We start from the raw sequence: 26062 nt of genomic DNA, 5'->3' as shown, positions 1-26062 counted from the left end.
CTGCCGGCGGGCCTTGTCCTTGGACCGTTAATGTAGCGTCTTCTTTTCCGGGGCGGCGTTCTTTTTAGCGACGGTAAGTTCCTGCAGCACATTCAACGCCGCCACTTTCACAAATTCAGTCAGTTCCAGCAGCTCCCTTTCATCCTGCTCGTCGCCATCTACTTCCGGGTCCACTTCGCCGATATCCATCAAATCCTGAAGAATTTCCTGAACATCCGCCGAACAGGAGGAAAGTCCGCTTCCCAATACGGACGTCAGCCCCTCAACGAAGCCCCTGCACCAGTCCGCCAGCGCTGCGACCCGCAACGCGCACTCAACGGCATCTTCCGGCAACCAGGGCTGGAAACTCATATTATCCTGCGTCAACGCCGCTTCCGCGTAGCCGTATACGGCTTTGAACGCCGCCTGCAGGTTGTCTTCAATCGCATTGACGCTGCCGGCGAAGCGCAGCGTGTAGCTCCACCAGTCGTTATCCTGCGCCCGGTCTCCCGCCGCCATTCTTCCGCACCAGAGACCGTGAACTCCAGCAGGAGTCGCGTCTGCGTCGATGCGGTTCAATAGTTGTTGCAGGGCATGGTAGGGTTGGGACATTCGTTTAATTCTCCAATCGGGCGGAAGTCGCCCACTTCCACAGGTTGAACCATTATCGTTCGCAACGGCGAATGGCGTAACCTTATTAAATAGAATTCATTTGGCAAAAACGCCCGCTCTGCTTTAATAAAGCGCTTCAGGCGCAATTGAATATATATGCGACGGCTCAGGCTTTCGCCATCATGTTTTTTACGGTTCTGACGTCAACTTTATCAGGATCGACTCACGCCAGAATAATGCTGTGTATGCTAACATGACGCCCACTTATATCGCCACGCGGGTGCGCACGTTGACCCCCTTACATCGGCGACTTATATTTAATTGGACGCCCATGCGCCTACAGTTTGGTTTTCTAACATTTTTCCACTTTGATTTGCGTCCGTCATAAGCCGAGTCATGTTAGAAAACTCTTCCTGAAGAACCCTGGCAATACCACTGGAAAAACTTATGGATGTTTCTCAGTTGCAGCAGTTAAGCGATAAAATTGACCGCCTGATACAGAAGTGCAAACAGCTCGAAGCAGATAATCAGGCGCTACGCCAGCTGCAGGAAGACTGGCAAAAGGAACGCATGCAACTATTACAGAAGAACGATCTGGCCCGCTCCAAAATCGAGGCCATGATCAGTCGTTTGAAAGCATTGGAGCAACGTTAATGAGTCGCACCAACCATACCGCCACAGTCACTATCCTGGACAAGGAATATCTGGTCGCCTGTCCTCCTGAAGCGCAGCGCCAACTGGAAGACGCCGCGCGGGCGCTGGATCAGAAAATGAAGGAAATCCGGGCGTCGGGTAAAGTTTACGGAACTGAAAGAATCGCGGTCATGGCCGCCTTGAACCTGACTTACGATTTGATGCAGCAAGGACAGAAAACCGAACAGGTTTCTTCCACCCTGAGCACGCTTCATGAAAAGCTGGACGCCGCATTGAGAAATAAATAACTTTACAAAACATACAATTACGTAATCAAAAAAGAAAAAAATATTGAATATTCCCGGTTCACCCCACTGCTTTTTTTACATTTTTCGTTATAATAGGACCCAAGCTCCCTGAACTGCTCGCCAGTCAGATACGTCCTCGAGCCGATGAATTTTATTATTGGTTACCTCCTGCGAGTGATGTGTGCAAGTCCCTCTTGAAGGGAAAGCCTAATTCATTCCAGCGGTTACCTCCTTGAACCAAAGGGTTCAAGGGCCACGTCAGACAGCGGCTGTCTCGGGGAGTTTATTTTTTCTGCTATGAATAAAGCGTCTATTCGTCGCGCCATGCGCAAAAAACGCAGAGCGCTGACACCCGCACAACAACGCAGCGCCGCTTCCGGTCTGCAAAAATCACTCAGCTCAGCCATCCATCTCAGTCGTAGCGCTCGTTGGGGCCTATATCTCGCCAACGACGGGGAAATCAATCCGCTCCCAACTATTCAGCGCCTGTGGCGTAGAAAAAAAGCCTGTTATCTTCCCGTGTTACACCCTCTTTATCACAACCGGCTCTGGTTCGTTCGGTATGAGCCCGGAACCAAGCTCAAACCCAATAAGTACGGCATCCCCGAACCTGTGCTTCGGGGAGCGAAAAGAGTTCCGCCCTGGTCATTGCATGTGGTGTGCTTTCCCTTGGTCGCCTTTGATAAACAGGGGAATCGATTGGGAATGGGTGGGGGCTATTATGATCGCACCTTCGCTGACCGCCGGGTCATTATCAAAAGACCGAAGTTGATCGGCTTCGCTCATCATTTCCAGCAATTCCCAGAGCTACCCCACGAACCATGGGATATTCCACTGTCCGCTGTCGCCACAGACCAACAGTTACATCACTTCAGAAACAAAAAAGCCCTGCGTTAACAGGGCTATTTTCGAATCGTCACGAAGACAGGGACTAATTAACGTCCTCGCCAGCGACGGAAACATATGTGGGCGACGTACGTGCTTCCTTGTGGCCAAAGGTTGTGAAGCCGCTGACGACTAACCCAAGGCAAAATACGATCACAAGCGTAAGCATGACGTCAGGCTTGCGCTTCATGCATCCCCCTAATTTTCATTGGCGTTTTTTTAATTTTATAAATCAGACAAATAGGTAATTGTCTTAACTTGAAATTATAGAAAAGTATTGTAACTCCTGCCTGATTTAAATCAAAGCCTTAAAACACAATAGTGTGACCGTTTCTGCCTTTATATTAAAACCTCTTAATTATCAGGCGCCTAGAAACAGTTTGTAGGCAGGGTTATTGGTCTCCTCCCAATACCGAAAACCAACGGTATCCAGCATCTTCCGGAACTCCGCCACCTCATCATCGTTCACCTGCGCGCCCATTAATACACGACTATAAGCGGCGCCATGATTACGATAATGAAACATAGTGATATTCCAGCGGGCGCCAAACGCCATGAGGAACTTCATTAAAGCCCCTGGACGCTCTGGAAATTCAAAGCGAAAAACCTTCTCGTTGATTAACGCCGGGGAATGCCCGCCCACCATATGGCGGATGTGCATTTTGGCGACTTCGTTATCGGTGAGGTCCAGCACCGAATAGCCTTTCTCCTCCAACGCGCCAACCAGCTCCTTACGCTCCTCCAGCCCGGAGCTGATCTGGACGCCTACGAAAATTTGCGCTTCCGTCGCATCACAATAACGATAATTAAACTCTGTAATATTGCGACGGCTTAACGCCTGGATGAAACGCTTGTAACTACCTGGTCGCTCTGGAATTTTTACCGCCAGAATCGCCTCGCGCTCCTCGCCTACTTCGGTGCGCTCAGTGATATACCCCAGACGATCGAAGTTCATATTTGCGCCGCTTACGATGGCGATCAGGTTTTGATCCTGAATTTTCTCTCTCGCCACATACTTCTTCAATCCAGCGACAGCCAATGCGCCAGCCGGTTCGGCGATAGAGCGGGTATCCTCAAAAACATCTTTGATGCCTGCGCAGATTTCGTCTGTAGAGACGAGAACCACTTCATCCACATACTGACGACAAACTTCCCAAGGCGCTTTACCAATTTGTTTGACGGCGACGCCGTCGGCGAAGATGCCTACTTCCGGCAACGTCACCCGCTTGCCCGCCTTCAACGCAGCGTGAAGACAGTTGGAGTCTTCCGGCTCCACGCCAATAACTTTGACATCGGGACGCAGATACTTGATATATGCGGCGACGCCCGCAATCAAACCACCGCCGCCAACGGGAACGAACACGGCATGTAAGGGGGACGTGTGTTGCCACATAATCTCCATACCCACTGTGCCCTGACCTGCAATAACCTCTTCATCGTCAAATGGAGGTATATAGATGTACCCTTTTTCTTTGACCAGCATTTGCGCATGCGCCGCCGCTTCGTCAAAGGCGTCCCCTTTCAGCACCACTTTTGCGCCTTTCGCCCGCACGGAATTCACTTTGATTTCCGGTGTGGTTTGCGGCATGACGATTGTCGCTTTGACGCCCAACTTTTGCGCAGCCAGCGCCAGTCCTTGGGCATGATTACCTGCCGAGGCCGCAATCACGCCTTTTTCTTTAGCGATACCGGAGAGTTGGGCGAGCTTGTTATAGGCGCCCCGTAACTTGAAAGAGAAAACCGGCTGCAAATCCTCACGCTTCAATAGAATATGATTATTGAACCTGTGGCTGAGCAGGTGGGCCGACTCCAAAGGAGACTCTATCGCAACATCATAGACTTTGGCGTCCAGGATCTTTTTTATATATCGGTGGGGCATGATGGGAACTTACTAAATCGCTAGCGGAATTAAGCGCCAAATAATATCGGCATTACGGACCCAACGTCTACTATTGAAAAGGCGCGAAGACTATAATTGCCAATTTTTTGAGGGCGGGCTTATGAACCAGGACGAATTAAAGCAGGCAGTCGCAAAAGCGGCGCTGGACTATATCAAACCCCACCTGCAGTCGGACACCATTCTCGGCATCGGCACAGGCTCTACTGCCAACTACTTCATCGACGCGCTTGCGGAAGTAAGAACCCAGTTCGAGGGCGCAGTGGCCAGCTCAGAAGCCTCCGCAGAACGCTTGAAGAAGCATAATATTCCCGTATACGAGCTTAACTCCGTTTCCGGTCTGGAGTTCTATATCGACGGTGCTGACGAAACCAACCCACGCCTGGAGTTGATCAAAGGCGGCGGCGCCGCGTTGACGCGAGAGAAAATTGTCGCCGCCAACGCCAAAACCTTTATCTGTATCGCTGACGAATCCAAATGGGTGGACGTACTTGGCGATTTCCCATTACCAATAGAAGTTATCCCCATGGCGCGCAGCTATGTAGCAAGGGAATTGGTTAAGCTGGGCGGCGACCCGGTCTACCGCGAAGGCTGTGTGACGGATAATGGCAATATTATTCTGGACGTGTTCAACCTGCGTATTCTGGAGCCCGTAAAACTGGAGCAACAGATCAATCAAATCACCGGCGTAGTGACCAACGGCTTGTTCGCCATGCGTCCTGCTGATGTGCTTCTGCTGGGATCACAAGAAGGTGTAAAAACTATCAAGGTTGACGCCTGATTTAGTCTGGCGCGCGCCCTCTAGTCAGGGCCGCGCCATTCGCTCCCTCCCTTCTGTCGCAGTCTCGTTTACAGATCTCTCCTGTTTCTTTTTTCTTTCATATATCCGCAACGTTAACCCCCCTCCCATATCATCCAAGCCCCCACAAAAAAACAAGCGCTTGCTTGGTTTTTAATTGATCGATAAGCTAAATCCCAATAACAACGAGATAAAGGAATTGCGCATGTTCAACGACACCCATCAAATGGCGCGGCGCACTACAGCCGCATTCATCAAGCAACATGTCGCGCCTTATATACAAGAGTGGGAGGAGGCCGGCGCGTTTCCCCGGGAGATCTATCGCCTGGCGGGAGAGGCTGGCGTGCTGGGCGTTGGCTTCAATGAAAAGTGGGGCGGCTCCGGCGAAAACGACATATTAATGAAAGTCGTCGTCAGCGAAGAACTCATGCGCAGTACGTCCGGCGGGTTTGTCGCCAGCCTGGGATCATTGGATATCGCCTTGCCGCCCATTGCCCGCTGGGGGAGTCCGATACTGCAGAATAAAGTGATTCCTTCTGTGCTCCAGGGTGAAAAGATCGCCGCTCTCGCCATCACAGAACCCGGCGGGGGTTCTGACGTCGCCAATTTACAAACTCACGCCGTACGGAAAGGAGATTTTTACCGCATCAATGGCTCCAAGACCTTCATCACCAGCGGTCATCGGGCGGACTTCTACACGGTCGCCGTACGCACTGGCGGCGAAGGCCACGGGGGCATCAGTCTGATACTTGTAGAACGTGATAGGAATGGATTCAGCACGGGACAACCGCTTAAAAAGATGGGATGGTGGGCCAGCGACACCGCAGAGCTGTTCTTTAATGACTGCCTCGTTCCTGCGGAAAATCTCATCGGCCCGGAAAACAGCGGTTTCATCGCTATCATGAGCAATTTTTTGATGGAGCGCCTCGCGCTTTCCATCATGGCTTACATGACCGCGCAAATCGCCTATGAACAGGCCTTGAGCTACGCTCGTCAGCGTGACGCGTTTGGTAGAAAAATCGCTAAGTTCCAAGTCATTAAGCATCGCCTGGTCGAGATGGCGACGCAGGTGGACATCGCTCGCAACTACACATTAAATATTGCGCAACGCATACAGAACGGCGATAACCCGATCAAAGAAGTCGCCATGGCGAAGAACTTTTGCTCGCAAGCCGCCCAAGAGGTAACGAACGCCGCCGTTCAGATTCACGGCGGCATGGGCTACATGCGCGAATCCGTAGTAGAGCGCTTATATCGGGACGCCCGCATTCTCAGCATCGGAGGCGGCTCTACCGAAATCATGAACGAAATTATCGCCAAACAGCTCGGACTTTAGCTCGGACAGACGCCTTATTGGTTTTAGCAGGGCAAAGCTCCTATAATTTGCTGCCCAGCTTTTTAATAGAATGGAAAGTACAGATTATGAACTTTGACAATATTTCCGCAGGTAAAGAACTGCCAGACGACATTAATGTCGTGATCGAAATTCCGGCGCAAAGCAGCCCGATCAAATACGAAATCGACAAGGACTCCGGTGCGGTAGTTGTCGACCGCTTCATGGCCACGCCCATGTTCTATCCCTGCAACTACGGCTTTATCCCTCACACGCTGTCTGACGACGGCGACCCGTTGGATGTGTTGGTTGTGGCGCCCTACCCGATCCAGCCCGGCGCAGTGATCCGTTGCCGTCCAATCGGCGTGTTGAACATGACCGATGAAGCTGGCGAAGACGCCAAGCTGTTGGCGGTGCCTCACTCCAAGCTGACTCCGCTGTACAACAACGTCAACGAGCCAACTGACCTGCCTGAACTGCTGATCAAGCAGATCGAGCATTTCTTTGAGAACTATAAAGATCTTGAGGAAGGCAAGTGGGTGAAAATTGCTGGCTGGGCGAACCGCGAAGCGGCCCGTAAGGCGATTCAAGACGCAGCGGCGGCCTACAAAGGTTAATTGTTGCGGTCTCCGGCGACGCCCCAGCGTCGCCGGTCGTTACCCACTTCTAAGTAGGTTTTCGCAACGCTGGGCGACTATTTCACCTGATCCTTGCGAATCTTTTCAACGATAGCAGTCGTTGAACAGTTATCCAGAAAGTCCAACGCCCGAACCTCTCCACCATAGCCTTCGACGATTTCCCAACCGACAACTTGCTCTTTGCTGTAGTCGCCGCCTTTCACCAGGATATCCGGCTTTAGAATTTCTAATAACCGTTCTGGCGTGTCATCTTCATACCAGGTAACCCAGTCCACCGCTTCCAGGCCAGCGAGCACCGCCATTCTGCGTTCGAGAGGGTTAATCGGGCGCGCCGGTCCTTTCAAACGACTCACGGAAGCGTCGCTGTTAATCGCAACGACCAACCGATCCCCCAGTTTCCGCGCTTGATCCAGATATCCCACATGTCCGGCGTGAATGATATCGAAGCAGCCGTTAGTGAATACGATTTTCTCGCCATGCGCGCGTGCATCGTCCAACGCCACTTTTAATTGCTCCACCGTCATCGCACCGCGCCCTGCGCCTTGCTCCTGCTGGACTGCGCGACGCAACTCCGGCGCGCTGACTGAGGCCGTACCCAGTTTGCCGACGACAATGCCGGCCGCAATATTGGCCAGCGCCACCGCCTGCCCCATCTCGCTTCCTGCCGCCAAGGCGGCGGCGAGCACAGAGATAACCGTATCGCCAGCGCCAGTAACATCGAAGACTTCTTTCGCCTGGGCAGGCAAATGCAGTTCTGATCGTCCTGCTCTCAACAGGGTCATTCCCTGTTCACTGCGAGTCACCAGCAACGCTTCAAGCTCCAGCTCCTCAACCAGTTTTAAGCCTCGCTGAACCAGTTCCGCCTCGCTTGTACAATGCCCTACCACCGCTTCAAATTCAGACAAGTTAGGGGTGATCAGGGTTGCGCCGCGATATTTCTCGAAATCGCTGCCCTTAGGGTCAACCAACACGGGAATTTGTTTGCTTCGCGCCAACTGAATAAACGCTTGAGGATCGCGTAAAGCGCCCTTGCCGTAATCGGATAAAACCAAAGCCCCGGCGCCGGCCAATTGTCCCGCTACTTTCTTTTCCAGCTGCTCCTGCGGAACGCCTGCGAAACTCTCCTCAAAATCCATGCGAATCAATTGCTGATGCCGGCTAATCACCCGCAGCTTGGTGATGGTTGGTAAAGTTTCGTGCTCCTGGAAGTCCGCCAATATGCCTGCAGACTCCATTCGCGCCGCCAGTGACTGCGCAGCTTCGTCTTTACCCGTCACACCCAAAATCACCGCCGCACTGCCTAGCGCAGCAATGTTCAGCGCCACGTTAGCTGCGCCGCCGGGCCGATCTTCCAACTGCTCCACTTTGACGACGGGCACCGGCGCTTCAGGAGAAATCCGTGATGTCGCGCCGTACCAGTAGCGGTCCAGCATAACGTCGCCAACCACTACGACCCGTGAATTTTGAAACATTGGAAGCTGTATCTGCATGCCCGTCCTCAAAACTGAAGCCTTCATTTAACTGTTTGCGATGGAAGAATCGCGCCGCAATATTAGCACGCCTCTCCCCCTGACAGCACCTTACCGCTCCATCAACTGACCGGACAAACTGGAGAGCAGGACGGGTTCGGGCTAAAATGCGCTTCTTTTGTTTTGGGAACGCCGTTAAGTGTCCGAAGAAAAACGAGATCCGACCTACTCAGACTTTATTCACCCCCGTTATTGGGCAACGTGGATGGGAATCGCCGTACTATGGCTGATCGCCCACGTCCCCTTATCCTGGCAACGCGCATTAGGGGTTCTATTGGGGCGCGCCGCTTATTATTTACTACCCAAGCGACGCCATATCGCGGAGGTGAACATCAATCTGTGTTTTCCAGAGCTATCTGCGATACAAAAGGAGGCGCTGGTCAAATCCGCTTTCGACAACAACGCTATTGGCTATTTTGAAGCCGCATCAGCCTGGTTCACAGGAAAAGAACGCTTTCGCTCCATCACCAAAGCGCACGGACTGGAAAACCTGCAAGCGGCGCAGGCAAAGGGCAAGGGCGTTATTCTATTAGGCGGTCACTTCACCACACTGGATCTCGGCGGCGCGTTATTTGATATTTATTCCCGCGCAGCCAGCATGCAACGGGACCACGATAATCCCTTGTTCAACCTGGTGATGACCCGCGCCCGTAGTAAATTTTGCCATCCCATATTGAGCAAGGACGACTTGCGCGGCCTTATTCGCCACCTGAAGTCTGGCGGAACAATCTGGTACGCCACAGACCAGGATTATGGTCGTCGCAGCAGTGTATTCGCGCCATTTTTTAATGTTCCGGCAGCAACCATCACCACAACATCGCGCATCGCGCAAAAAACCGGAGCGCCCGTCGTCCCCTTTAGCCACTTCCGTAATGAAAACGGCGGCTATGACGTCTATTTCGAGCCCGCGCTATCTGACTACCCATCCGGCGACGACCTTGCGGACGCCACCGCCACTAATCTGGCGATAGAAAACGCTATCCGGCGCTATCCAGCCCAATACCTGTGGATGCATCGGCGGTTTAAGACTGAGCAACAGGGCAAAAGTCACCGCAGATATTCTGGAAAATAAGCGAAATACCCACATATGAAAATTGCGCATATAGAAAGCAGCATCAACTGGGGCGGCCAGGAGCTCCGTATCATCGAACAAATAGAGTGGTTGCGGTCGCATAATTATGAAGCGGAACTGATAGCGCGGGCGGACTCTAAAATTTACCTGGAAGCCCAAAAGCGCAATATCCCTGCCCATGCTCTGGATCTGCGCGGCTCAGCCAACCCAGGCACTATACGCAGCCTCTGCAAGCTATTGAAACATAAAAAATACGATGTCCTCGACTGCCATAGCAGCAGAGACGCCAGTTATTCCGCACTAGCGAAATTATTTACAGGCCAAGTAGTTGTACGCTCGCGTCACGTTATTGACCCTATAAAAAACGACTTTTTGCATCGGCTCGTATGGCGGGTGGGTAATGACTTTATCATTACAACTGCCGAACATATAAAGCAGCAAATTATCAACCTCGGATTATCGACGCCGGAACGCATATATGTTGCAGAAGCTGGTGTAGATTCAGACCGCTTCAGGTCTGAGCTGCGCGTGACACAAAAAGTGCTGAAGCAACAGCTGGGAATTCCTGAAGAGCATGTAGTCATCGCCAATGTAGGCATGATCAGGCGGGATAAAGGCCAGCTGTATTTTGTAAAAGCCTGCACAGAGGTCGCCCGGCGCATGCCAAACGCCACATTTATCCAAGTTGGTGAAGCGACTGATTCCACCCGTGGCTACAAAGATGAAGTGATGACGGAGATTCAACGCACTCCGTTTAAAGACAGGTTCAAGTTTCTTGGCTATCACGCAGACGTCGAGAACTACTTGGCCATCAGTGATATCGTCGTCGTATCTTCGGTCGAGACAGAGGCCAGAACACGGCTGGTCTCCCAGGCTTATTTGTGTGGAGCCAATGTGGTGGCGTCCAATATTGGCGGGCTTCCAGAAATGGTTGAGCATGAGCAAACCGGACTGATCGCCCCTGCTGCTAATCCCAAAGGTATTGCAGAGCAAGTCCTTCGGCTGGTGGAGAATAAAGATTTAGCGGATCAACTACGCGCTAACGCCACCCAATACGCTCTCGACAAGCTGACAATGGAAGGTATGATGTGCGGGATGTTGAACGCCTACAATAATGCCCTCTCGATGAAAGGCAAAAAATGAGCTACTTGCCCGACGCGATTGATTTTGCCCAGGTCAAACGGATTCTGGTCACTAAGCTACGCCACCACGGTGACGTGTTATTGACAACCCCTGTCATCCACGCAGTTAAACAGCAGTATCCGCACATTGAAATAGATCTGCTCATTTATGCCGACACCAAAGCGTTGGTTGAGCACAATCCAGAATTAAGCCAAATATTTTGCATTGATAAAAAATGGCGCAAACTTCCGCTACTTCGGCACCTGCAGGCGGAAAGGACACTACGAAAACAACTGCAAGGACGTCACTACGACTTGTTGGTGCACCTGACAGATCACTGGCGAGGCGCAAAGTTAGCGAGAGCGCTAAAAACCCCCTATTCTGTAGCGGCCAAGTACCCTAAACGCGCCAAATCATTCTGGTGGAAAAAAAGTTTCACCCATTTATATCCCCTCCCCGAAACACCTCGACATACTGTAGAAACTAATCTGGACGCACTCAGACGAGTTGGTCTTTACCCTCGCCCCGAACATAAAAAACTGGTGCTACAGGCCAGCAGTCAGGCTGAGGCCTCAGTGGGAGAGCTTCTGCAACAACTGCAGTTAGACAAATTCTGGATTATCCACCCGACTTCCCGCTGGATGTTCAAAAGCTGGCCGGTTGAAAAGAATATAGAGTTGATCAAGTTGCTGCAGGATGCAGGCGTGCCACTGATTATGACTGCTGCGCCAGACGACCGGGAGCTCGAAATGATAAAACAGATCAACGCGGGCTTAGAGACACGGCCCATCACCCTCGCGGGAGAGTTGTCGCTTGATCAACTCACAGCCCTCATCGCTAAAAGCAGTGGATTCATTGGCGTCGACACAGCTCCCATGCATATGGCCGCCGCATTGGACAAACCAGTTGTGGCGCTTTTTGGCCCCTCTGACGAGAAAAAATGGGCGCCTTGGGGAGATAGATCACAGGTAATCGCCCACAGCGGCTTCAGCTGTCGCTCATGCGAGCTGGATGGCTGCGGTGGAGGCAAACTCAGTGAGTGCCTCTCCAGCATTGAAGCCGATACTGTTTTTCAGACCATCAATAGTTATCTATCGGATAGGGAAGCATAGGCTTCGGTAAATACTTTCTCCATTCGCTCCACCATCAATTCACGGGAAAAGCGCTCTTCTCCAAACTGGCGGGCATTGAGTCCCATTGTACGCAAGCGCTCTCTATCAGAAACCATCTGCCTCATGGCGTCCGTCATCGCCTGCACGTTTTTGGGCGGCGCCATCAGACCGGTCTTGTTCTCCACGACTATTTCCCGAACGCTTCCTACGTCCGTGGCGACTATTGGCAGCCCGGTCAACATCGCCTGCATGATACTTTGAGGCACCCCTTCGTTGTCATAGGAAGCCAGTACAAATAAATCCATAGCGTGTAGATAGTCCAACACATTATCGACAGTGCCAGTGAGTGTGACATGCTCGCCAATACCCAAATCCGCTATTTGCTTCTGTACATTTTCAAATTCTTCGCCACCGCCAACCAATAGTAAATGCGCACTCTTCCCCGACTTTAATAGCTCGGCAAAAGCATCGACTAGATAGCGATGCCCCTTCCAATCTCGCATGATCGCAACTTTTCCAATCACAGGGCGATCCACAGGCAGTCCAAGTAAGGTTTTGGCCCGCCCCTTATCCTCCGCTGGCGGATATTTGTTGATTTCCAATCCAGTCGGAATCGAAACCACCTTTTGCTTGGCGAACCTCGCCTGGCAAGTTAAATAGTCTCTCAAAGCGTCCCCCGTCGTGACAATGTAATCAGCGCCTTTCGCATACAGCCAAGTAGTAGGCCAATTATCATGGACAGGGGCGGAGACATGCCGCGAGCGAACCACAGCCGGACGTTTGCTTAACCAGCGGCTAGCTAGAGTGAACAACCAGCTATCAGTGGAGCTATGCGTATTAATGATCATGGGAGGATTACTTTTCAGCCAACGATAGGCCGCCAGCAAGCCTTTAATATTCTTGCGCTCAATAGGCACAGGAAAAACGGGAATGCCACGCTTTTGAGCCGCCGCATATATCGGGGCATGCTCTGGGCAAACGATAGTTACTTTATGCCCTTCCGCGATAAACCCTTCGCTCTCCCCTAAGATTCTTAACTCCTGGCCGCCCCATCCGCAGGAAGACTCAGTGTGAAGGATATTGAGTTTCAAGTTCTACTCCAATCAATGGAAACTGTCATTAAATTTTAATTTGGCGGTAACCTCGAACCTTGAGAAAACAGCGGCAATCTGCTGGTCGTTCCGCCCATTCAGATTCGAGGTTTGTAAAGCGCTCAAGTGCGCCCCCTTCGTTTCGAAGAAATTATGTTTGAAGCGGTCCAATTTCAGACAACTAGTTGCCGCCAGCACCGACATAGCCTTAAACCAAATGTCGTCGCCATGGGCGCAAATTTCCATGAAACACGCCGAGTCGAAAACTGGGGGAGCAAGGCTTCCAGGAGGGTAAAGCACTCCTCCAGTACCTACAGGAATTACGCTCCCCCCGGACTCACGTCCTTGAATATTTGGCCAATACCGGTATTGGTTGAGCTCCCCTGCTGCATTGAAAGTAATATAGCGGGCGCGATGGCATATAATCTGAGCGGGGTTGGACTTGTGAGCTTCAAATAAGGTCGCCAACCAGTCATGTGGATACAATATGTCGTCGTCGGCCGTTACGATGGACGACTGCGGGTATTCTTCCAGCGCAAATATCAGTTTTTTATAGGACTTAATATCCTCGCATTCCTTAATTTCCAGGCCTCGATCCTGAAGCTTGACAACCTTTTTTGGCAAGCTACTCATATCCTGCTTCGCAATCCAAAGTAGCAGTCTGGACGGCTTGACGCTTTGATTTAAGATAGACTCCAAACAGATATGTAATTGAGCAAACCTTGGCGGATAACTGGTTAAACTGACAATGGGCGAACCTGAGCCAACCTCCACTCCACATTGACTGGACACCAAAGACTTCATTTTTAAATACAGCTCAAAACGCCACTGCTTGCGTTCAACTCTATTTAAGTTTCGTCCAGTTTTCTTTTCCAACCCCAAGCCTCGCTCGTTATAGATCCTAAAACCTTTACTAAACTACTTTCTTTTGTAGAAAGGTTTCATCAATCCAAGACAGACTTTAAGAAGAACAGCGGCGCACTTATCCTTCAGCGGTGTTTGCTTCGGCTTCGTAAGTGCTTGTCTTAAGGACTTCAAATAGATATATGAGTTATACATCTCTGGATATTTCTCTCTCAATAATCGAGCGGTCGTTATAAAGCTATTGCTATATGTCAGTCGCTCATCTGCATGCAGGCGGATGATGGCTTGCGCCTCCGGCGCGTGAACAATTTTCTTTCCGCTCATCAGAAAGTTAATAGCAATCTCCTTATCCTGCCCATTTCGAAAGCGTGGGTCATAACCGCCCCGCTCAATGAAAGCGCTTTTCCTAATTGTCACAGAGGATCCCGTATAACCGGGGTTTTGATATATAAAACCAGAGATTCTCGGGGTATTTATGGGATTCTTGAATGGCAGCACTTTTCCATTCAGAAGCTTATCTAATTTCGCGACAATCAGGTCAGGCTTGTCTTCATCAATGACTTTCTGAATTTTCTCCAGGTACTGATCTTCCCAAATATCATCATCATCAAGAAAAGCAATAAACTCCCCAGCAGCCATACACGCACCGAAGTTTCTTGCTTGAGCCGCTCCTGCACGACTCATAATACGATATAACCGTACCGTATCGGGAAAAGCTTGCTCTAGCTGACACGGCTCCGTACCGTTGTCGACAACAATAATTTCATACGGAGGATGAGTTTGTCGCAGCACCATATCAACGGTTGTATTGATATACTGCGGTCGATTAAAGGTAGGAATGACAACCGATATTCTATTCACTCCAGACGCCCTCTTTGTTCCCAGCTAACATTCGCCTCGCGCCCCATCTGGAGTAGCTTAAATACAATCCCAGCGCCATCAGAGCTATAAACGCGGTATCTCTTCGCATTGTCGTGGTTACTAACCCCGCCACCGTTAACGTCAGCAGAGTATTCATGGCAATGGTCCACCAGCAAGCAAATATCGGATCTTCTCTAAGCCTGGAGAAATCCTGAAATAAGGTAATCAGCCAAACCAGGAAAAAAAACAAAAGACAGAACAAACCTATCCCACCATGCTCGACCAGCCAAGTCAGGTAAACATTATGAGCATGCTCCACAAACCAAAAGCGGTCAGGACTGTATGTTTCTCCCCGACTCTTAGCGACCTCTTTTATATAATCTTCTGTTAACTGCTTATACTCGTTATAACCTCTTCCCAACCAAGGCGCTTCAGGATACGCCTCCAATGCGGTATTCCATATTCTCTCTCTAGGAGTCAGCTTACCCTCAAACAAAACGGACCATTGGTTCTGCTTGGCGATAACCCCAGGGAAAACCGTTGCCAGCAAGCCAATACCGCTCAGTAAAACAACGAGAGCAATCACAGCAACTTTTCTGCTTCGCATCATTACAGGAATCAATGCAACGACAATAGATAACGCCGCTACGCCGATCGCCGCACGACTACTGGCCGCCATCAGCCAGGCGCCGACTATAACTAACGAGATCGCCAACGCAGTAAATAGCAACCAGCGCCCACGAAATAAAATGTATAAAAGACCGGATAGAAGAAACTGAAAGGCGATCAATACATACAATGACGCGTGGTTGACATGCTGAATATTTGGTAAGCGCAGAGCGATAAAATTGTGAGTATTCAGATAGTCAGGCCAGCTCCACGCCATACCTACAAAGATAGACAGAGTCAGAGCAGCCAATATCAACCAATACTGCCGCGTTGAAAACTGCGAATACCGCAGCATGAAAAATAAAATCAAGTAGCGAAGGACATGAGAAACTTTTGTCGCCAGATTATCCTCCAGCGCAACCGCTAGTTGGGTGGCAAGCATGCTCAAGGCAAATAATATGACTGCCAGGTCCCATCTATCCCACGCCAGTTTGAAGTCTTTAAGCCGAAAGCGATTAACAAGCCAAATCGCCATGAAGCCCAATAACCCGGTATTCCGCACCCCCTCAAGCAACGGCGTACCAATAATACCCGCCAGCAACAATAAAAACTCAACATTCCGCCATATCAAATCGGACTTGCTTAGAGAGCGTTCACAACAATGCTGTGTCATAACTGAGCAGGCGCAAATCACTTGTGAGAATTTATGCGTGAGCTAAGGGCCTCACGATAAAGCTCAATATACTGTTGAGCGACAATTGGCCAGTCATGTTGCGCAATATACTCGGTTGTAGATGCCGCGGTCCTTTGCATCAGCGGTCGATCCGTAAACGCTTGCTCGATAAGATCAGCCATAGCGTCTATATCTTCACTGGGAAATAACCAGCCATTTACGCCTGGCGTCACCATTTCCAAACACCCGTCTACAGCGCTGGCGATGACCGGCAATCCAGCCGCCATTGCCTCTAACAGGGAGTTAGAATACGGCTCTTTGCGGGATGCAGAAAGAAATACCGTTGCGCCTTTCAACAAAGCAATTTTCTCCTCGCCAATTTTAGGCCCATGGAAGATAACCCTGTCAGCAATACCCAATTCTTCAGCTAACTTTTCATACTTTTCCATGTTGTCGCCACGTCCCACGATCCTGAACTCAATGTCCTTCCGCTCCAGTTTTGCAAAAGCTTTCAGCATAATATCGAAGCCTTTTCTCGGAATCAGATTGGCGACACTGACAGCGTAAGGCTTTTCCGCCTTGAACGGTTCAACGCTTGAGAAGTCTTCCAGGCTGACTCCGTTATTAATGATGTCTATACGCTCGGGAGGAATACCAAAGTCTTTCATTACATCCGCCATGTAGCGGCACTGGGCAATAAAGCGGTCAACAATATCCAGGCCCTTTCGCATCCGGTTCGTTGCATAATCGCTCTTGCGAATACCTCCTTCCGGCACAATATCACTGCCGTGAGGGCGACAAATCACCGGAAAGTTCATCCATCGACGCAATTCACGCGCGACAAAGGTCTGCGGATAGGCGGCGTGGCAATGCAACACATTAAACCGGTATTTTCGATAAACTTGGTACAGATCTATGAGCCTCAATCGGTTTCCAAACTTTTTCGATCTCGGCGCCTTGAATCGCACCACATCATAAGAATATTGGCTGTCGTCGTATTTTCTTCTTTTCGGCGCAGGGGCCAAAACAACGACTCGAATACCGAGCTTAGTGCATTCTGTAGCCAAATGATGGAGTACTGTCTGCGCTCCTCCAATGGATGGTAAAAATACATCAGTGTAAAAACAGATACAGAGGTTGGACATAGTTATCTTATATGATTTCACTAAATACAATAGCTTTGCGCCAAGAAGGCAAAGCTCATTCCAGTCTCTAAATGAAGCTTACCCTCCAGATGCTTGCTAATGTTCTCAATCTAACCTGTCAACAACCGGTAGATTTTTTCATACTGGGTAGCGATATTACGCCAGCTTGATGGATGAACTCTAGAATAAGCCTTCTCGGCGAGGCTTTTTCTTAAATCTCCGTCATGCCATAAAACTGAAATGGCGTACGCTAATTGGTCAGTATCTTCTACAGAATACGTTAGGCCTGTGACGCCATGTTCAATAATCTCCCGATTTCCGCCAACTTCTGTGGCGATTACCGGTATGTGCAAGGCGATTGCTTCAACAATGGCATTTGAATACGCCTCTTTGCGTGAAGAGTTTATGAAAAGGCGCGCTCCTTTCAGCAAACTTACTTTTTCTTCCCCGCTTATATGCCCAAGAAGCTCTACCCGCTCATTCAATCCCAATTGCCTGACCAGCGCCCCGAGCAGCTTGCTATCCGGCCCGTCCCCCGCTATTTTCAGAGTGATTTTAGAGTCTGACGTTTTGGCTATCGCTCTAATTAGATTATCAAACCCTTTAACTGAACTCAGCCGTCCCATTGCAAGCGCATAGTCTCCGCATCCTGCCGTCATACTTGGCGAGGTAGTTAGGATGTTGTCGTCGACCCCATTGTTGATAACCACAATTTTTCTTTCAGGCGCGCCCAACTCTATCAATACAGACTTCATGTAAGCGCCTTGAGCGACAAAGATATCAACCGACTCCATCCCTAGGATCAATCGCCTCTCTGCATAACGGCTTTTCCTTATCCCGCCTTCAGGCACAATATCATTCCCATGAGGACGACAAACGACAGGGATGTCTACAAGACGCTTAAAACTCCTGGCGACAAAGGCTTGAGGGTATGCCGCATGGCAGTGAAGAAGGTCAAACTTGAATGACCGATACAACCTAAACAGGTCTAAAAGAACCATCCTGTTTCCGATTTTTTTCGACCCGGGAGCTTTAAACCTTACAACCCTGTATTCGTACTCATCGTCACAGATTGTATCACCCTTAAAATGAGGAGCCAGAACCACAACCTGAGCACCCAGCTTAGTCAGCTCGGTCGCTAGATGATGAAGCACTACTTGCGCGCCCCCCTGTCGGGGGAAAAAGGTATCCGTGTAAAAACATATTCTGAGCTCTCCTTGCACATCCGAACTAACGGTCTTCATTTAGGCCCAGCTCTCGCAACTTGGCGTACTTAAAGAAACTATTCATACAACCTACCACTATGTGAATCAGCCCCGGTGCGCCATCCAGGAAACCTCGTTTAAGAAAATAAAACTTTATGAAGCGAAATAAGGGACTAAATATTAGCTGAGCATGGGAGAATTTTTTCCCTCTGCGTTTCAGCTCATGAGCTTGCAGCGTCGTATAACGGTTTTGCTTTTCCAAATATGCTGCAACGCCATCCTCGGAGAAATGCAGTAAGTCCCCGCTTAAACGCCCAGCTTCCGACTCCAAAACTACTTTTTCATGGATAGGGTCATCGCTCCAGCGACCTTTAGACCGATCAAACAAACGCAGACTCAAATCGGGATAACCCTCTCCATATCTGAGCCAACGCCCCATAAATCTATTGCGCCTTGGCATTACGTAGCCGGAATAAGCTGGATTTTGCATTACTTCGCGAATTTCTTTCGCCAGCTCAGGCGTCACACGTTCATCCGCATCCAGACACAACACCCAATCATTCGCAGCTTGCTCGACAGCAAACTGTTTTTGCCTGCCATAACCCAGCCATGATTTTTCTATCACCCTGGCGCCAAGCGACTTTGCAATTTCTCGAGTATCGTCATCACTTCCTGAGTCGATGACTACTATTTCGTCAGCGAAAGCGATACTTTCTATACAGGCCTTTATTCGCGCAGATTCATTAAGCGTAATTATGGTTACGCTCAATAATTTTGGGTCAGGGCTCACGTTATTCGCTCTCTATCAACAAGCTTGATAACCCTTTCCCAAATCACGTCGGGAGAAAGGTCATTCCAACACGGAGGATAATCAAATTTTTCACCCAAGACTTCATAGCGGCAATGCTTTCGCATACAAGGCGCGCAATGATAACTTGAGGCAAGGGAGGTTTGTTGCGCTCCGTATATTCCAGTGAGGGCCGGATTAGTTGGCCCATACAGAGCAATTGTCGGTTTAGCCAGCGCTGCCGCCAAATGGCCCAAACCGGTGTCCACAGTGACAATAACTTGAGCTCCGGCGATATGCTCCGCGACCCCTTTCAATGACATTCGTGGCAATACACGCACGCCGGAGGACGCCTTCAAGCGTTCCGCACGCTCTTTTTCTTGCTCATTCCCCCAAGCCGCCCAAACATTATAACCAGCTTCCCGACACCGCCGGGCCAACCCCCCCCAAAAAGACTCAGGCCAATGTTTGGTACGCCATGTCGTACCATGAAGAAACATAACCGTTGGGCCAGGCTCTTCAGATTCAGTAGCGTCTATCTTGAGTCCATAATCCGGCGCTCCGTTCTTCGCATAACCAAGCCCCTGGGCGAATAACTCCCGAGTCCTCTCCACCGCATGCATTTGCTTAGCGACAGAGTAACGCCGGTGATAGAACGCACTGGAAAGAGGCTCTCTCACAGACGTGCGATCATATCCAACGATTTCTGTACCCGCTTTTTTGGCGATAAAGGCGCTTTTCAACAAGCCTTGAGCGTCTATAACAAGGTCATAATCTGATCTAAGCTTTTCTCCAAAGTCCGCCCACTCACCAGATCTCAACGCTTTATAAGGGTTTTTACGCCAGCGCCGCAACGCAACGGGGATGACCTTATTTACAGACGGATGCCAAGTAGGAATTTCTGCAAACGCTTCCTCCACCACCCAGTCCAATTGTAAGCCCGGCACGTTCATCGCAGCCTCAGTAACAGCAGGCAGCGTATGCACTACATCCCCCAAAGAGGACATTTTCACCAGTAAAACTTTAGGCAATGGGCGCCACTCCCTGGTTACCGGAACGATGCGGCAACTTATCCAACGCAGAGATTACCTGTTCCGCTGGCAACTGTTTAAGGCAGTTGTAATGCCCCAAAGGACAAGTACGTTCAAAACAGGGACTGCAGTCCAGACCCAAGCGAACGATTTGCTTGTGCTCAGCAAGCGGCGGCGTAAAGTCTGGAGAGGTAGAACCGTAAACGGCGACCAGTGGACATCCCAGCGCTGCAGCAACATGCATTAGACCTGAGTCGTTACTAACCACGCGAGAAGTCAATGACAACAACGACACGGCTTCCTGCAGCGTCGTCAAACCAGCGAAATTCATGACTCCAGCAGAACCAGAAGCTGCCGCAATTTCTTCGCAAGCAGGTTTGTCATTAGCGGAGCCAAACAGCCAGACACGCCATCCCTTATGCAGGTAATGGCGCGCAACAGCCGCATAATGCTCAGCAGGCCACTGTTTGGCGGCGCCAAACTCGGCGCCAGGACACAATCCTAATATCGGCGCTCCAACCGCCTCTACGGCGTATTTAGCGCAAACGTCCGCAGTAAGCTTAACATCCGGTTTCAATTCAGGGTTGGGTATACAGCTTAAGTCAGCCATCCCGTTATCATAGGCGAGCGCCACAAAACGTTCGACCATAAGCGGGAACCGCGCTTTATCTAGCTTACGAATGTCATTTAGCAAGCCATAACGCATTTCTCCCCGCCAACCGGTACGCCTTGGTATGCTCGCAAACCAAGGAATTAAGGCGGACTTCAATGAGTTAGGGAGAATGATCGACCAAGCGTAATCTCTAGCCTTTAATGAGGCTGCCAATTCACGCCGGGCCTTCAGCATAAGCTTGCCGTGCCCCACCGGCATATCGATAGCGTCCCTCACTTCCGGCATAGCTTCAAGAATGGGGCGGCTCCAACCTGGAGCAAGGACGTCTATTTGAGCGTCAGGATAAAGGCGCACAAGCACTTTAAAAAGGCTTTGCGCCATCACCATATCGCCAACCCAAGAGGGCCCGATAATCAGAATATTCAAGGGCTGGCGCCTCTTACAAAGAAATGAACTAAGACTTAGACGACAGGCGTCAACCAGTGTTTGAATTCTTCGTTACGTCCTTTAACCACATCGAAATACAGAGACTGCAGTCTTTCTGTAATCGGTCCGCGCTGACCAGTGCCGATTGGGCGCCCATCCAGTTCTCTAATAGGCGTAACTTCCGCCGCAGTGCCAGTGAAAAACGCTTCATCAGCGATATAGACTTCGTCGCGAGTAATACGTTTCTCCACCAGCTTATAGCCCAAGTGCTCCGCCAGATGAAAAATCGTGTTACGAGTAATGCCGTTGAGACAGGAGGTCAGCTCCGGTGTGTAAATCACCCCATCACGGACAACAAAAATATTTTCTCCAGAACCTTCCGCCACATAACCTTCCGGATCAAGCAACAGCGCTTCGTCACACCCACACGCCAACGCTTCATTCAAAGCCAGCATAGAGTTGATGTAATGACCGTTCGCTTTAGCGCGAGTCATAGAAATATTCACATGGTGACGAGTATAAGAGCTGGTGCGCACTTTGATGCCCTTTTGCAGCGACTCTTCACCCAAATACGCACCCCATTCCCAAGCGGCGACGATCACATGCACGCTCAGATTATTAGCGCGCAGCCCCATACCTTCTGAGCCGTAGAAAGCCATTGGCCGCATATACGCCGAACTCAGATTGTTCTCACGCACCGCCTGACGTTGCGCCTCATTAAGCTCTTCCTTGGAGAAAGGCAGCTTCATGTTCATGATGTGAGCGGAGTCAAACAACCTGTCGGTATGTTCCTGCAAACGAAAAATCGCAGCGCCATCAGGAGTCTGGTAAGCGCGGACGCCTTCAAACACACCCATGCCGTAATGCAGCGTATGTGTTAACACATGCACATTGGCGTCACGCCAAGGCGTCATTTTGCCATCGAACCAGATCAAACCGTCACGATCAGCCATGGACATAGCAGTCAACTCCTTCGGGGCCCAAAGCCACACATTCTTAAACTGTAACCCGACTTAAACGTCGGAAGAGTATTGGTTAATTAGAGGAGGAACCAAGTCACTCCGCAAATACTTTTTCCCAAAACGCCACAACCCAACGACGCTCTTCCAACAGCTCGTCGGTTTGTATCCGCGCGGGAAGATTCTGAAGCGCTAACCGGTGCCCATGGGCGCGAAGCAAGCGGTAGATATCACAAAGCTTATCCGCATCTTCCTGAGAGAAAACGCCAGCATCGCCCAAGGCTTCCAATATCCTGATGTTGTCGCTCCAGACAACAATCTGAGGGTACTCATTCGCCCAGCGCAAAGCTGCATATTGAACCATAAATTCGATATCAACGATACCGCCCCTATCATGCTTGAGGTCGAAATAAGGCGGGCTTCCAGAGGAATCCGGCTTGGTTCCGAGAGAGGCGTGCATTTTCTCTCTCATGTCCATCACCTCTGTGCGCAATTTAGCCGGGTCTCGATGTTGTGTAAGAATATCTTTCCTTACTTTTTCAAACTCTGCGCGAATACCGGGACATCCCGCCACCGCCCTCGATCTAACCAAAGCCTGATGTTCCCATGTCCAAGCGCTTTTTTCTTGATATTGCTGAAATGCGCTTACAGAACTGACCAGCAATCCCGAATTTCCTGAGGGCCGCAGGCGCATATCCACTTCATATATATCTCCAGATGCCGTTTTCGTCGTCAGCAAATGGATAATCCTCTGCCCAAGGCGAGTGAAAAAGACCTGATTGGCGATGCTGGTTTCACCACTAGTACTTAAGTCTCCTGAGGCGCCATGTAGAAAGACCAAGTCCAAGTCCGAGCCATAACTCATTTCAATCCCACCAAGCTTTCCATAGCCGATGACTGCAAACCGCATATCATTTAGCGCAGCATCTTCGTAGCCTGGCTCACCGTATTTCTTCACCATCGTTTCCCAGGCTTCATCCACCACTTGCTCAATAATGGTTTCAGCGATAAAAGTCAGATAGTCACTGACTTTCATCAAAGGCAAAGTTTCACGAAGATCGGAGGCGGCCACCCGTAATACGTGGGCCTTTTTAAAGTACCTCAACGCTTCCATTTGCTCTTCCAGATCATCATTGGGAATACGCAACATTTGCTGTCGGAGCTCATCACGCAGCGCAGTGGTGTCAGGCGGAGTGTAAAGACTGCCAGAGTGCAACAACTCATCCAGCAGCAAGGGCGTAGTTACAATTTGCCTCGCGATCCAGGCGCTTTCTGCGAATAAGCGAATAAGTTCAGTCAGTGCGCCAGGATTCTCATTCAGTAGCGCCAAATAAGCGCTCCTCCGCAGAACTGCCTCAACTAGAGCCAACAGCCTTCTGCAGGTTTCATGTGATGCACGACTTTGCGCCAAAGACTGGAGCAGGTTGGGCATGAACTCATCCAAACGCTCTTTTCCCTGCAACTGCATATGTTGGACTCGGGAGCTTTGGCGGAGTTGCGTAACAGCCTCATAAATTTCCTGCGCCTGATCACACCCTGACCGCAATAATAAATCCTGCGCCTCATCCTGAGCCAATCTCCCCGCCCAAAGAGCTTTCCACTCAATAGTGTCTGGACGCTCTAAAGGCGCTTCCCGGCGCTCGGCAATAATGTCGGCGAAATGCTCCGATACGCAGTCCCTGTATTTATCCAGCTGCACTCGACACGCACCCCATCCGGGGAACCCCATCGCCACAGCAACCCGCTCCCGCCCTTCTTCATCTTTGGGTATCTCCTGGGTCTGCTTATCCTCGAGTCCTTGAATCGCATGTTCTAAATTACGCAAAAAAATATAGGCTTCCCGCAATTCAGCTGCGGCAGCGACTGGCAAAAGTCCTTCATCCTCGAGACATTCCAAAGTCGACAACAAGTTTCGCTGTTGCAGCCTGACATCTCGCCCACCACGCATTAGCTGGAACACCTGAACGATAAACTCAATCTCTCTGATGCCCCCTCGCCCTACCTTAATGTTGCCATCCTGACCTTTACGCTGAACCTCCCGCTCAATCATTTCCTTCATGGCTCTCAGCGCCTGAACAGCGCCAAAGTCGATATATTTACGGTAAACGAAGGGTTTAAGTGAGGTTAACAGCTCTTCACCGGCATCAATATCGCCAGCGACCGCCCGAGCCTTGATCATCGCATAGCGCTCCCAATCCCGACCTTGCTCCTGATAGTAGGCTTCCATTGCCGCAAAGCTGAGGGCCAAAGCGCCACTCTGTCCGTATGGCCTCAACCTCATATCAACTCTAAATACAAAACCATCGGCCGTCGTATTATCTAACGCCTGTATTAATCTCTGCCCCAATCGAGTGAAAAACGCCTGATTATCCAGGGAACGGTTCCCACCTTGCGTCTCGCCTCTCTCAGGAAAAGTAAAAATCAAGTCAATATCCGATGATACATTGAGCTCGTTCGCCCCCAGTTTGCCCATAGCGAGAACAACCAGTTGCTGCTTCACGCCAGCGGTAGAATGAGGCTCACCGAATTGCTGACTCATATCACGATAAATCCAGCTCAAAGCTTCATCAATGCAGGTTTCTGCAAGCCATGAAACTTCTCGCGTCGTGACTTGATAATCCACGAGGCACACCAAATCTCGCCATATAATTCGAAACATCATTCGCCGACGAAACAGCCTCAGTATCCTAAGCAAGTCGTCTTCTTTTAGAGCCCCCGACAACTCTTCAGCCAGCGGCGCTCGAAAGTCGACAAGCTGACACTCCTTTTGATGCTGCGAAGACTGCAAAAAGCTGAGAACCAACTCTGGCTCTCTAAGAATATTTAATGCGAGGAAGTCACTAACTGCAAAGGCGCGGAGAATATCGGGATAATAAGAGGAAAATGCACTTAACGTTTCGGCCGGCAACTCACAAAACTCATCCCAGTACTTCTGAATTGCTGGATGAATTACCGACGGATATAACTGTAGCTCGCTTGGCGCAGCCATTGTATGCGCTCCCCTAATCAGAATTTCTCTTGCTCAGGATAGCACGATAACAATCATCGCAAACTCCTCATAGTGCGACAACATGAGGGCTGCTAATCACTAATCGTTTTTTGCCAACGCCTTCTTCAATTCTGAGCGATTCAAAATAGCGTTAACATTCCAGTTGTACGGCAAGTCCGCTGAGAATTTAATATCCTCAGGCAGGTCTTGGCGATGCTTACGAACAAATGCTTCAACCCCTCCCACCACTTCAAAATCGTCCTCAAACCAACCAAATATACTAGATAAGTGGATAACATCTTTTTCAACGGTTATACCTTTATTATCCTGCATTAAATATTTTTTTGATTGATCCTCTAACTGTAAATGGAGCTTACTAGCAGTGTAAGGTTCTATACGCAAGTCTGGACAACTCATAGAAGCACAGTTAAGCGCCATGTGAATTCTTGGATCTCCCATCTTACGAAGGATTTCATGCTCCAAATAGCGCAGAGTCACCCTCTCTCCGCACAAGATCCCTGCATCAAACGTCCAAACAGGCTTAAAGAAGGAGCCCAATGACTTAAGCTTAACAATTGGCCAATTATCGACGACCATTTTGATAGCGAGAATGTTATAGCCATTTAGATAAAAGGCCATGCGCTCTTCAGGGGTCTCAAGGTCAGACAAAGGGAAGTCTGCGATCTGCTCAACTAGTTTGGAGAACTTCTCGTTTCCTTTCAAAGCCCCATAGTCTACAAAGTTCGCATCCATATATTCTTTGTGATCAGGTTTAACATATTGCTGCAGTAGCTCTGAGTATGCCGACCAGTCTGGTTCCTTGGCGCTTGCTGCAAATACGCTAAAAGCAATACATAAGAAACAAATAGATCTCAAATTGATACGCATAC

The 26062-nt window shown here is 50.0% G+C and carries 24 protein-coding genes and 1 other RNA gene; 10 read left to right on the top strand and 15 right to left on the bottom strand.

What is annotated here, in order from left to right; all coding sequences use genetic code 11:
- Positions 1 to 27 precede the first annotated feature (27 nt).
- Positions 28 to 591 (bottom strand): UPF0149 family protein, encoded by a 564-nt coding sequence (locus HCH_RS04820; RefSeq protein ID WP_011395025.1) that lies wholly within the window; start codon positions 589 to 591, stop codon positions 28 to 30.
- A 447-nt stretch (positions 592 to 1038) separates the two neighbouring features.
- On the opposite strand from HCH_RS04820, the gene HCH_RS04815 reads away from it, so the two are divergent.
- The 4 genes from HCH_RS04815 (at position 1039) to HCH_RS04805 (ending at position 2429) form a co-directional block, all read left to right on the top strand.
- Entirely contained in the window at positions 1039 to 1245 is a 207-nt protein-coding gene (locus HCH_RS04815) for a TIGR02449 family protein (RefSeq protein WP_011395022.1), read from the top strand.
- Complete coding sequence (locus HCH_RS04810) at positions 1245 to 1532, top strand: cell division protein ZapA (RefSeq protein ID WP_011395021.1); 288 nt, start codon at positions 1245 to 1247, stop codon at positions 1530 to 1532. The genes HCH_RS04815 and HCH_RS04810 overlap by 1 nt, the downstream gene beginning before the upstream one ends.
- A 102-nt stretch (positions 1533 to 1634) precedes the next feature.
- Positions 1635 to 1817: non-coding RNA, 6S RNA (gene ssrS, locus HCH_RS32960), on the top strand.
- Positions 1818 to 1829: 12 nt separating this feature from the next.
- On the top strand, positions 1830 to 2429 hold the full coding sequence (locus HCH_RS04805) for a 5-formyltetrahydrofolate cyclo-ligase (protein WP_083769709.1): 600 nt from the start codon (positions 1830 to 1832) through the stop codon (positions 2427 to 2429).
- Between the two features lie 349 nt (positions 2430 to 2778).
- Here HCH_RS04805 and ilvA read toward each other — a convergent pair whose 3' ends face one another.
- Positions 2779 to 4296, bottom strand: coding sequence for a threonine ammonia-lyase, biosynthetic (gene ilvA, locus HCH_RS04800; protein ID WP_011395019.1), 1518 nt, complete (start codon positions 4294 to 4296; stop codon positions 2779 to 2781).
- A gap of 121 nt (positions 4297 to 4417) precedes the next feature.
- Between ilvA and rpiA the strand changes: the two genes are divergently transcribed.
- The 3 genes from rpiA to ppa all read left to right on the top strand — a co-directional run bounded on the left by rpiA (position 4418) and on the right by ppa (position 7063).
- Positions 4418 to 5095 carry a ribose-5-phosphate isomerase RpiA gene (gene rpiA, locus HCH_RS04795; protein ID WP_011395018.1) on the top strand — a complete coding sequence of 226 codons (678 nt, stop codon included), beginning with the start codon at positions 4418 to 4420 and terminating at the stop codon, positions 5093 to 5095.
- A gap of 223 nt (positions 5096 to 5318) precedes the next feature.
- The gene (locus HCH_RS04790; protein ID WP_011395017.1) at positions 5319 to 6449 is read left to right on the top strand and encodes an acyl-CoA dehydrogenase family protein; all 1131 of its coding nucleotides are present in this window, start codon (positions 5319 to 5321) and stop codon (positions 6447 to 6449) included.
- Positions 6450 to 6535: 86 nt separating this feature from the next.
- Positions 6536 to 7063: an inorganic diphosphatase gene (gene ppa / locus HCH_RS04785; protein WP_011395016.1), complete on the top strand. Its 528-nt coding sequence runs from the start codon at positions 6536 to 6538 to the stop codon at positions 7061 to 7063.
- Between the two features lie 77 nt (positions 7064 to 7140).
- On the opposite strand, the gene hldE is transcribed toward ppa, so the two are convergent.
- The gene (gene hldE / locus HCH_RS04780; protein WP_011395015.1) at positions 7141 to 8574 is read right to left on the bottom strand and encodes a bifunctional D-glycero-beta-D-manno-heptose-7-phosphate kinase/D-glycero-beta-D-manno-heptose 1-phosphate adenylyltransferase HldE; all 1434 of its coding nucleotides are present in this window, start codon (positions 8572 to 8574) and stop codon (positions 7141 to 7143) included.
- Between the two features lie 178 nt (positions 8575 to 8752).
- Here hldE and lpxL point away from each other — a divergent pair, with 178 nt between their 5' ends.
- From lpxL to rfaQ, 3 genes are read left to right on the top strand one after another with little or no spacing between them, the layout of a single operon-like run.
- Positions 8753 to 9685: an LpxL/LpxP family Kdo(2)-lipid IV(A) lauroyl/palmitoleoyl acyltransferase gene (gene lpxL, locus HCH_RS04775; protein WP_011395014.1), complete on the top strand. Its 933-nt coding sequence runs from the start codon at positions 8753 to 8755 to the stop codon at positions 9683 to 9685.
- Positions 9686 to 9700: 15 nt separating this feature from the next.
- Positions 9701 to 10828: a glycosyltransferase family 4 protein gene (locus HCH_RS04770; RefSeq protein WP_011395013.1), complete on the top strand. Its 1128-nt coding sequence runs from the start codon at positions 9701 to 9703 to the stop codon at positions 10826 to 10828.
- Positions 10825 to 11919 (top strand): putative lipopolysaccharide heptosyltransferase III, encoded by a 1095-nt coding sequence (gene rfaQ / locus HCH_RS04765; protein WP_011395012.1) that lies wholly within the window; start codon positions 10825 to 10827, stop codon positions 11917 to 11919. The genes HCH_RS04770 and rfaQ overlap by 4 nt, the downstream gene beginning before the upstream one ends.
- Here the strand turns inward: rfaQ and HCH_RS04760 are convergent.
- The 12 genes from HCH_RS04760 to HCH_RS04705 all read right to left on the bottom strand — a co-directional run bounded on the left by HCH_RS04760 (position 11895) and on the right by HCH_RS04705 (position 26060).
- Entirely contained in the window at positions 11895 to 13010 is a 1116-nt protein-coding gene (locus tag HCH_RS04760; protein ID WP_011395011.1) for a glycosyltransferase, read from the bottom strand. The two genes, rfaQ and HCH_RS04760, sit on opposite strands and share 25 nt — an antisense overlap.
- A gap of 12 nt (positions 13011 to 13022) precedes the next feature.
- Positions 13023 to 13886, bottom strand: coding sequence for a glycosyltransferase family A protein (locus tag HCH_RS04755; RefSeq protein ID WP_148212479.1), 864 nt, complete (start codon positions 13884 to 13886; stop codon positions 13023 to 13025).
- A gap of 42 nt (positions 13887 to 13928) precedes the next feature.
- On the bottom strand, positions 13929 to 14735 hold the full coding sequence (locus tag HCH_RS04750) for a glycosyltransferase family 2 protein (protein ID WP_011395009.1): 807 nt from the start codon (positions 14733 to 14735) through the stop codon (positions 13929 to 13931).
- Positions 14728 to 15948, bottom strand: coding sequence for an O-antigen ligase family protein (locus HCH_RS04745; RefSeq protein WP_238384970.1), 1221 nt, complete (start codon positions 15946 to 15948; stop codon positions 14728 to 14730). Before HCH_RS04745 ends, HCH_RS04750 begins: the two co-directional genes overlap by 8 nt.
- Before the next feature lie 86 nt (positions 15949 to 16034).
- The gene (locus HCH_RS04740; protein ID WP_011395007.1) at positions 16035 to 17162 is read right to left on the bottom strand and encodes a glycosyltransferase family 4 protein; all 1128 of its coding nucleotides are present in this window, start codon (positions 17160 to 17162) and stop codon (positions 16035 to 16037) included.
- A gap of 110 nt (positions 17163 to 17272) precedes the next feature.
- On the bottom strand, positions 17273 to 18406 hold the full coding sequence (locus HCH_RS04735; RefSeq protein ID WP_011395006.1) for a glycosyltransferase family 4 protein: 1134 nt from the start codon (positions 18404 to 18406) through the stop codon (positions 17273 to 17275).
- Positions 18393 to 19157, bottom strand: coding sequence for a glycosyltransferase family 2 protein (locus tag HCH_RS04730; RefSeq protein WP_011395005.1), 765 nt, complete (start codon positions 19155 to 19157; stop codon positions 18393 to 18395). Before HCH_RS04730 ends, HCH_RS04735 begins: the two co-directional genes overlap by 14 nt.
- Positions 19154 to 20167: a lipopolysaccharide heptosyltransferase I gene (gene waaC / locus HCH_RS04725; RefSeq protein ID WP_274377834.1), complete on the bottom strand. Its 1014-nt coding sequence runs from the start codon at positions 20165 to 20167 to the stop codon at positions 19154 to 19156. The genes HCH_RS04730 and waaC overlap by 4 nt, the downstream gene beginning before the upstream one ends.
- A gap of 10 nt (positions 20168 to 20177) precedes the next feature.
- Positions 20178 to 21224, bottom strand: coding sequence for a lipopolysaccharide heptosyltransferase II (waaF, locus tag HCH_RS04720; RefSeq protein ID WP_011395003.1), 1047 nt, complete (start codon positions 21222 to 21224; stop codon positions 20178 to 20180).
- Between the two features lie 35 nt (positions 21225 to 21259).
- A complete protein-coding gene (locus tag HCH_RS04715; protein ID WP_011395002.1) occupies positions 21260 to 22183 on the bottom strand; it encodes a branched-chain amino acid transaminase in 924 nt (307 codons plus the stop codon).
- Between the two features lie 97 nt (positions 22184 to 22280).
- Complete coding sequence (gene glnE / locus HCH_RS04710) at positions 22281 to 25172, bottom strand: bifunctional [glutamate--ammonia ligase]-adenylyl-L-tyrosine phosphorylase/[glutamate--ammonia-ligase] adenylyltransferase (RefSeq protein ID WP_011395001.1); 2892 nt, start codon at positions 25170 to 25172, stop codon at positions 22281 to 22283.
- Between the two features lie 99 nt (positions 25173 to 25271).
- Positions 25272 to 26060, bottom strand: coding sequence for a DUF547 domain-containing protein (locus tag HCH_RS04705; RefSeq protein ID WP_011395000.1), 789 nt, complete (start codon positions 26058 to 26060; stop codon positions 25272 to 25274).
- Positions 26061 to 26062 lie beyond the last annotated feature (2 nt).

The sequence above is a fragment of the Hahella chejuensis KCTC 2396 genome, from assembly GCF_000012985.1.
Taxonomy (GTDB): Bacteria; Pseudomonadota; Gammaproteobacteria; order Pseudomonadales; family Oleiphilaceae; genus Hahella; species Hahella chejuensis.
The sequence above is the reverse complement of the archived record's forward strand: the minus strand, read 5'-3'. Positions and strand labels throughout refer to the sequence as shown.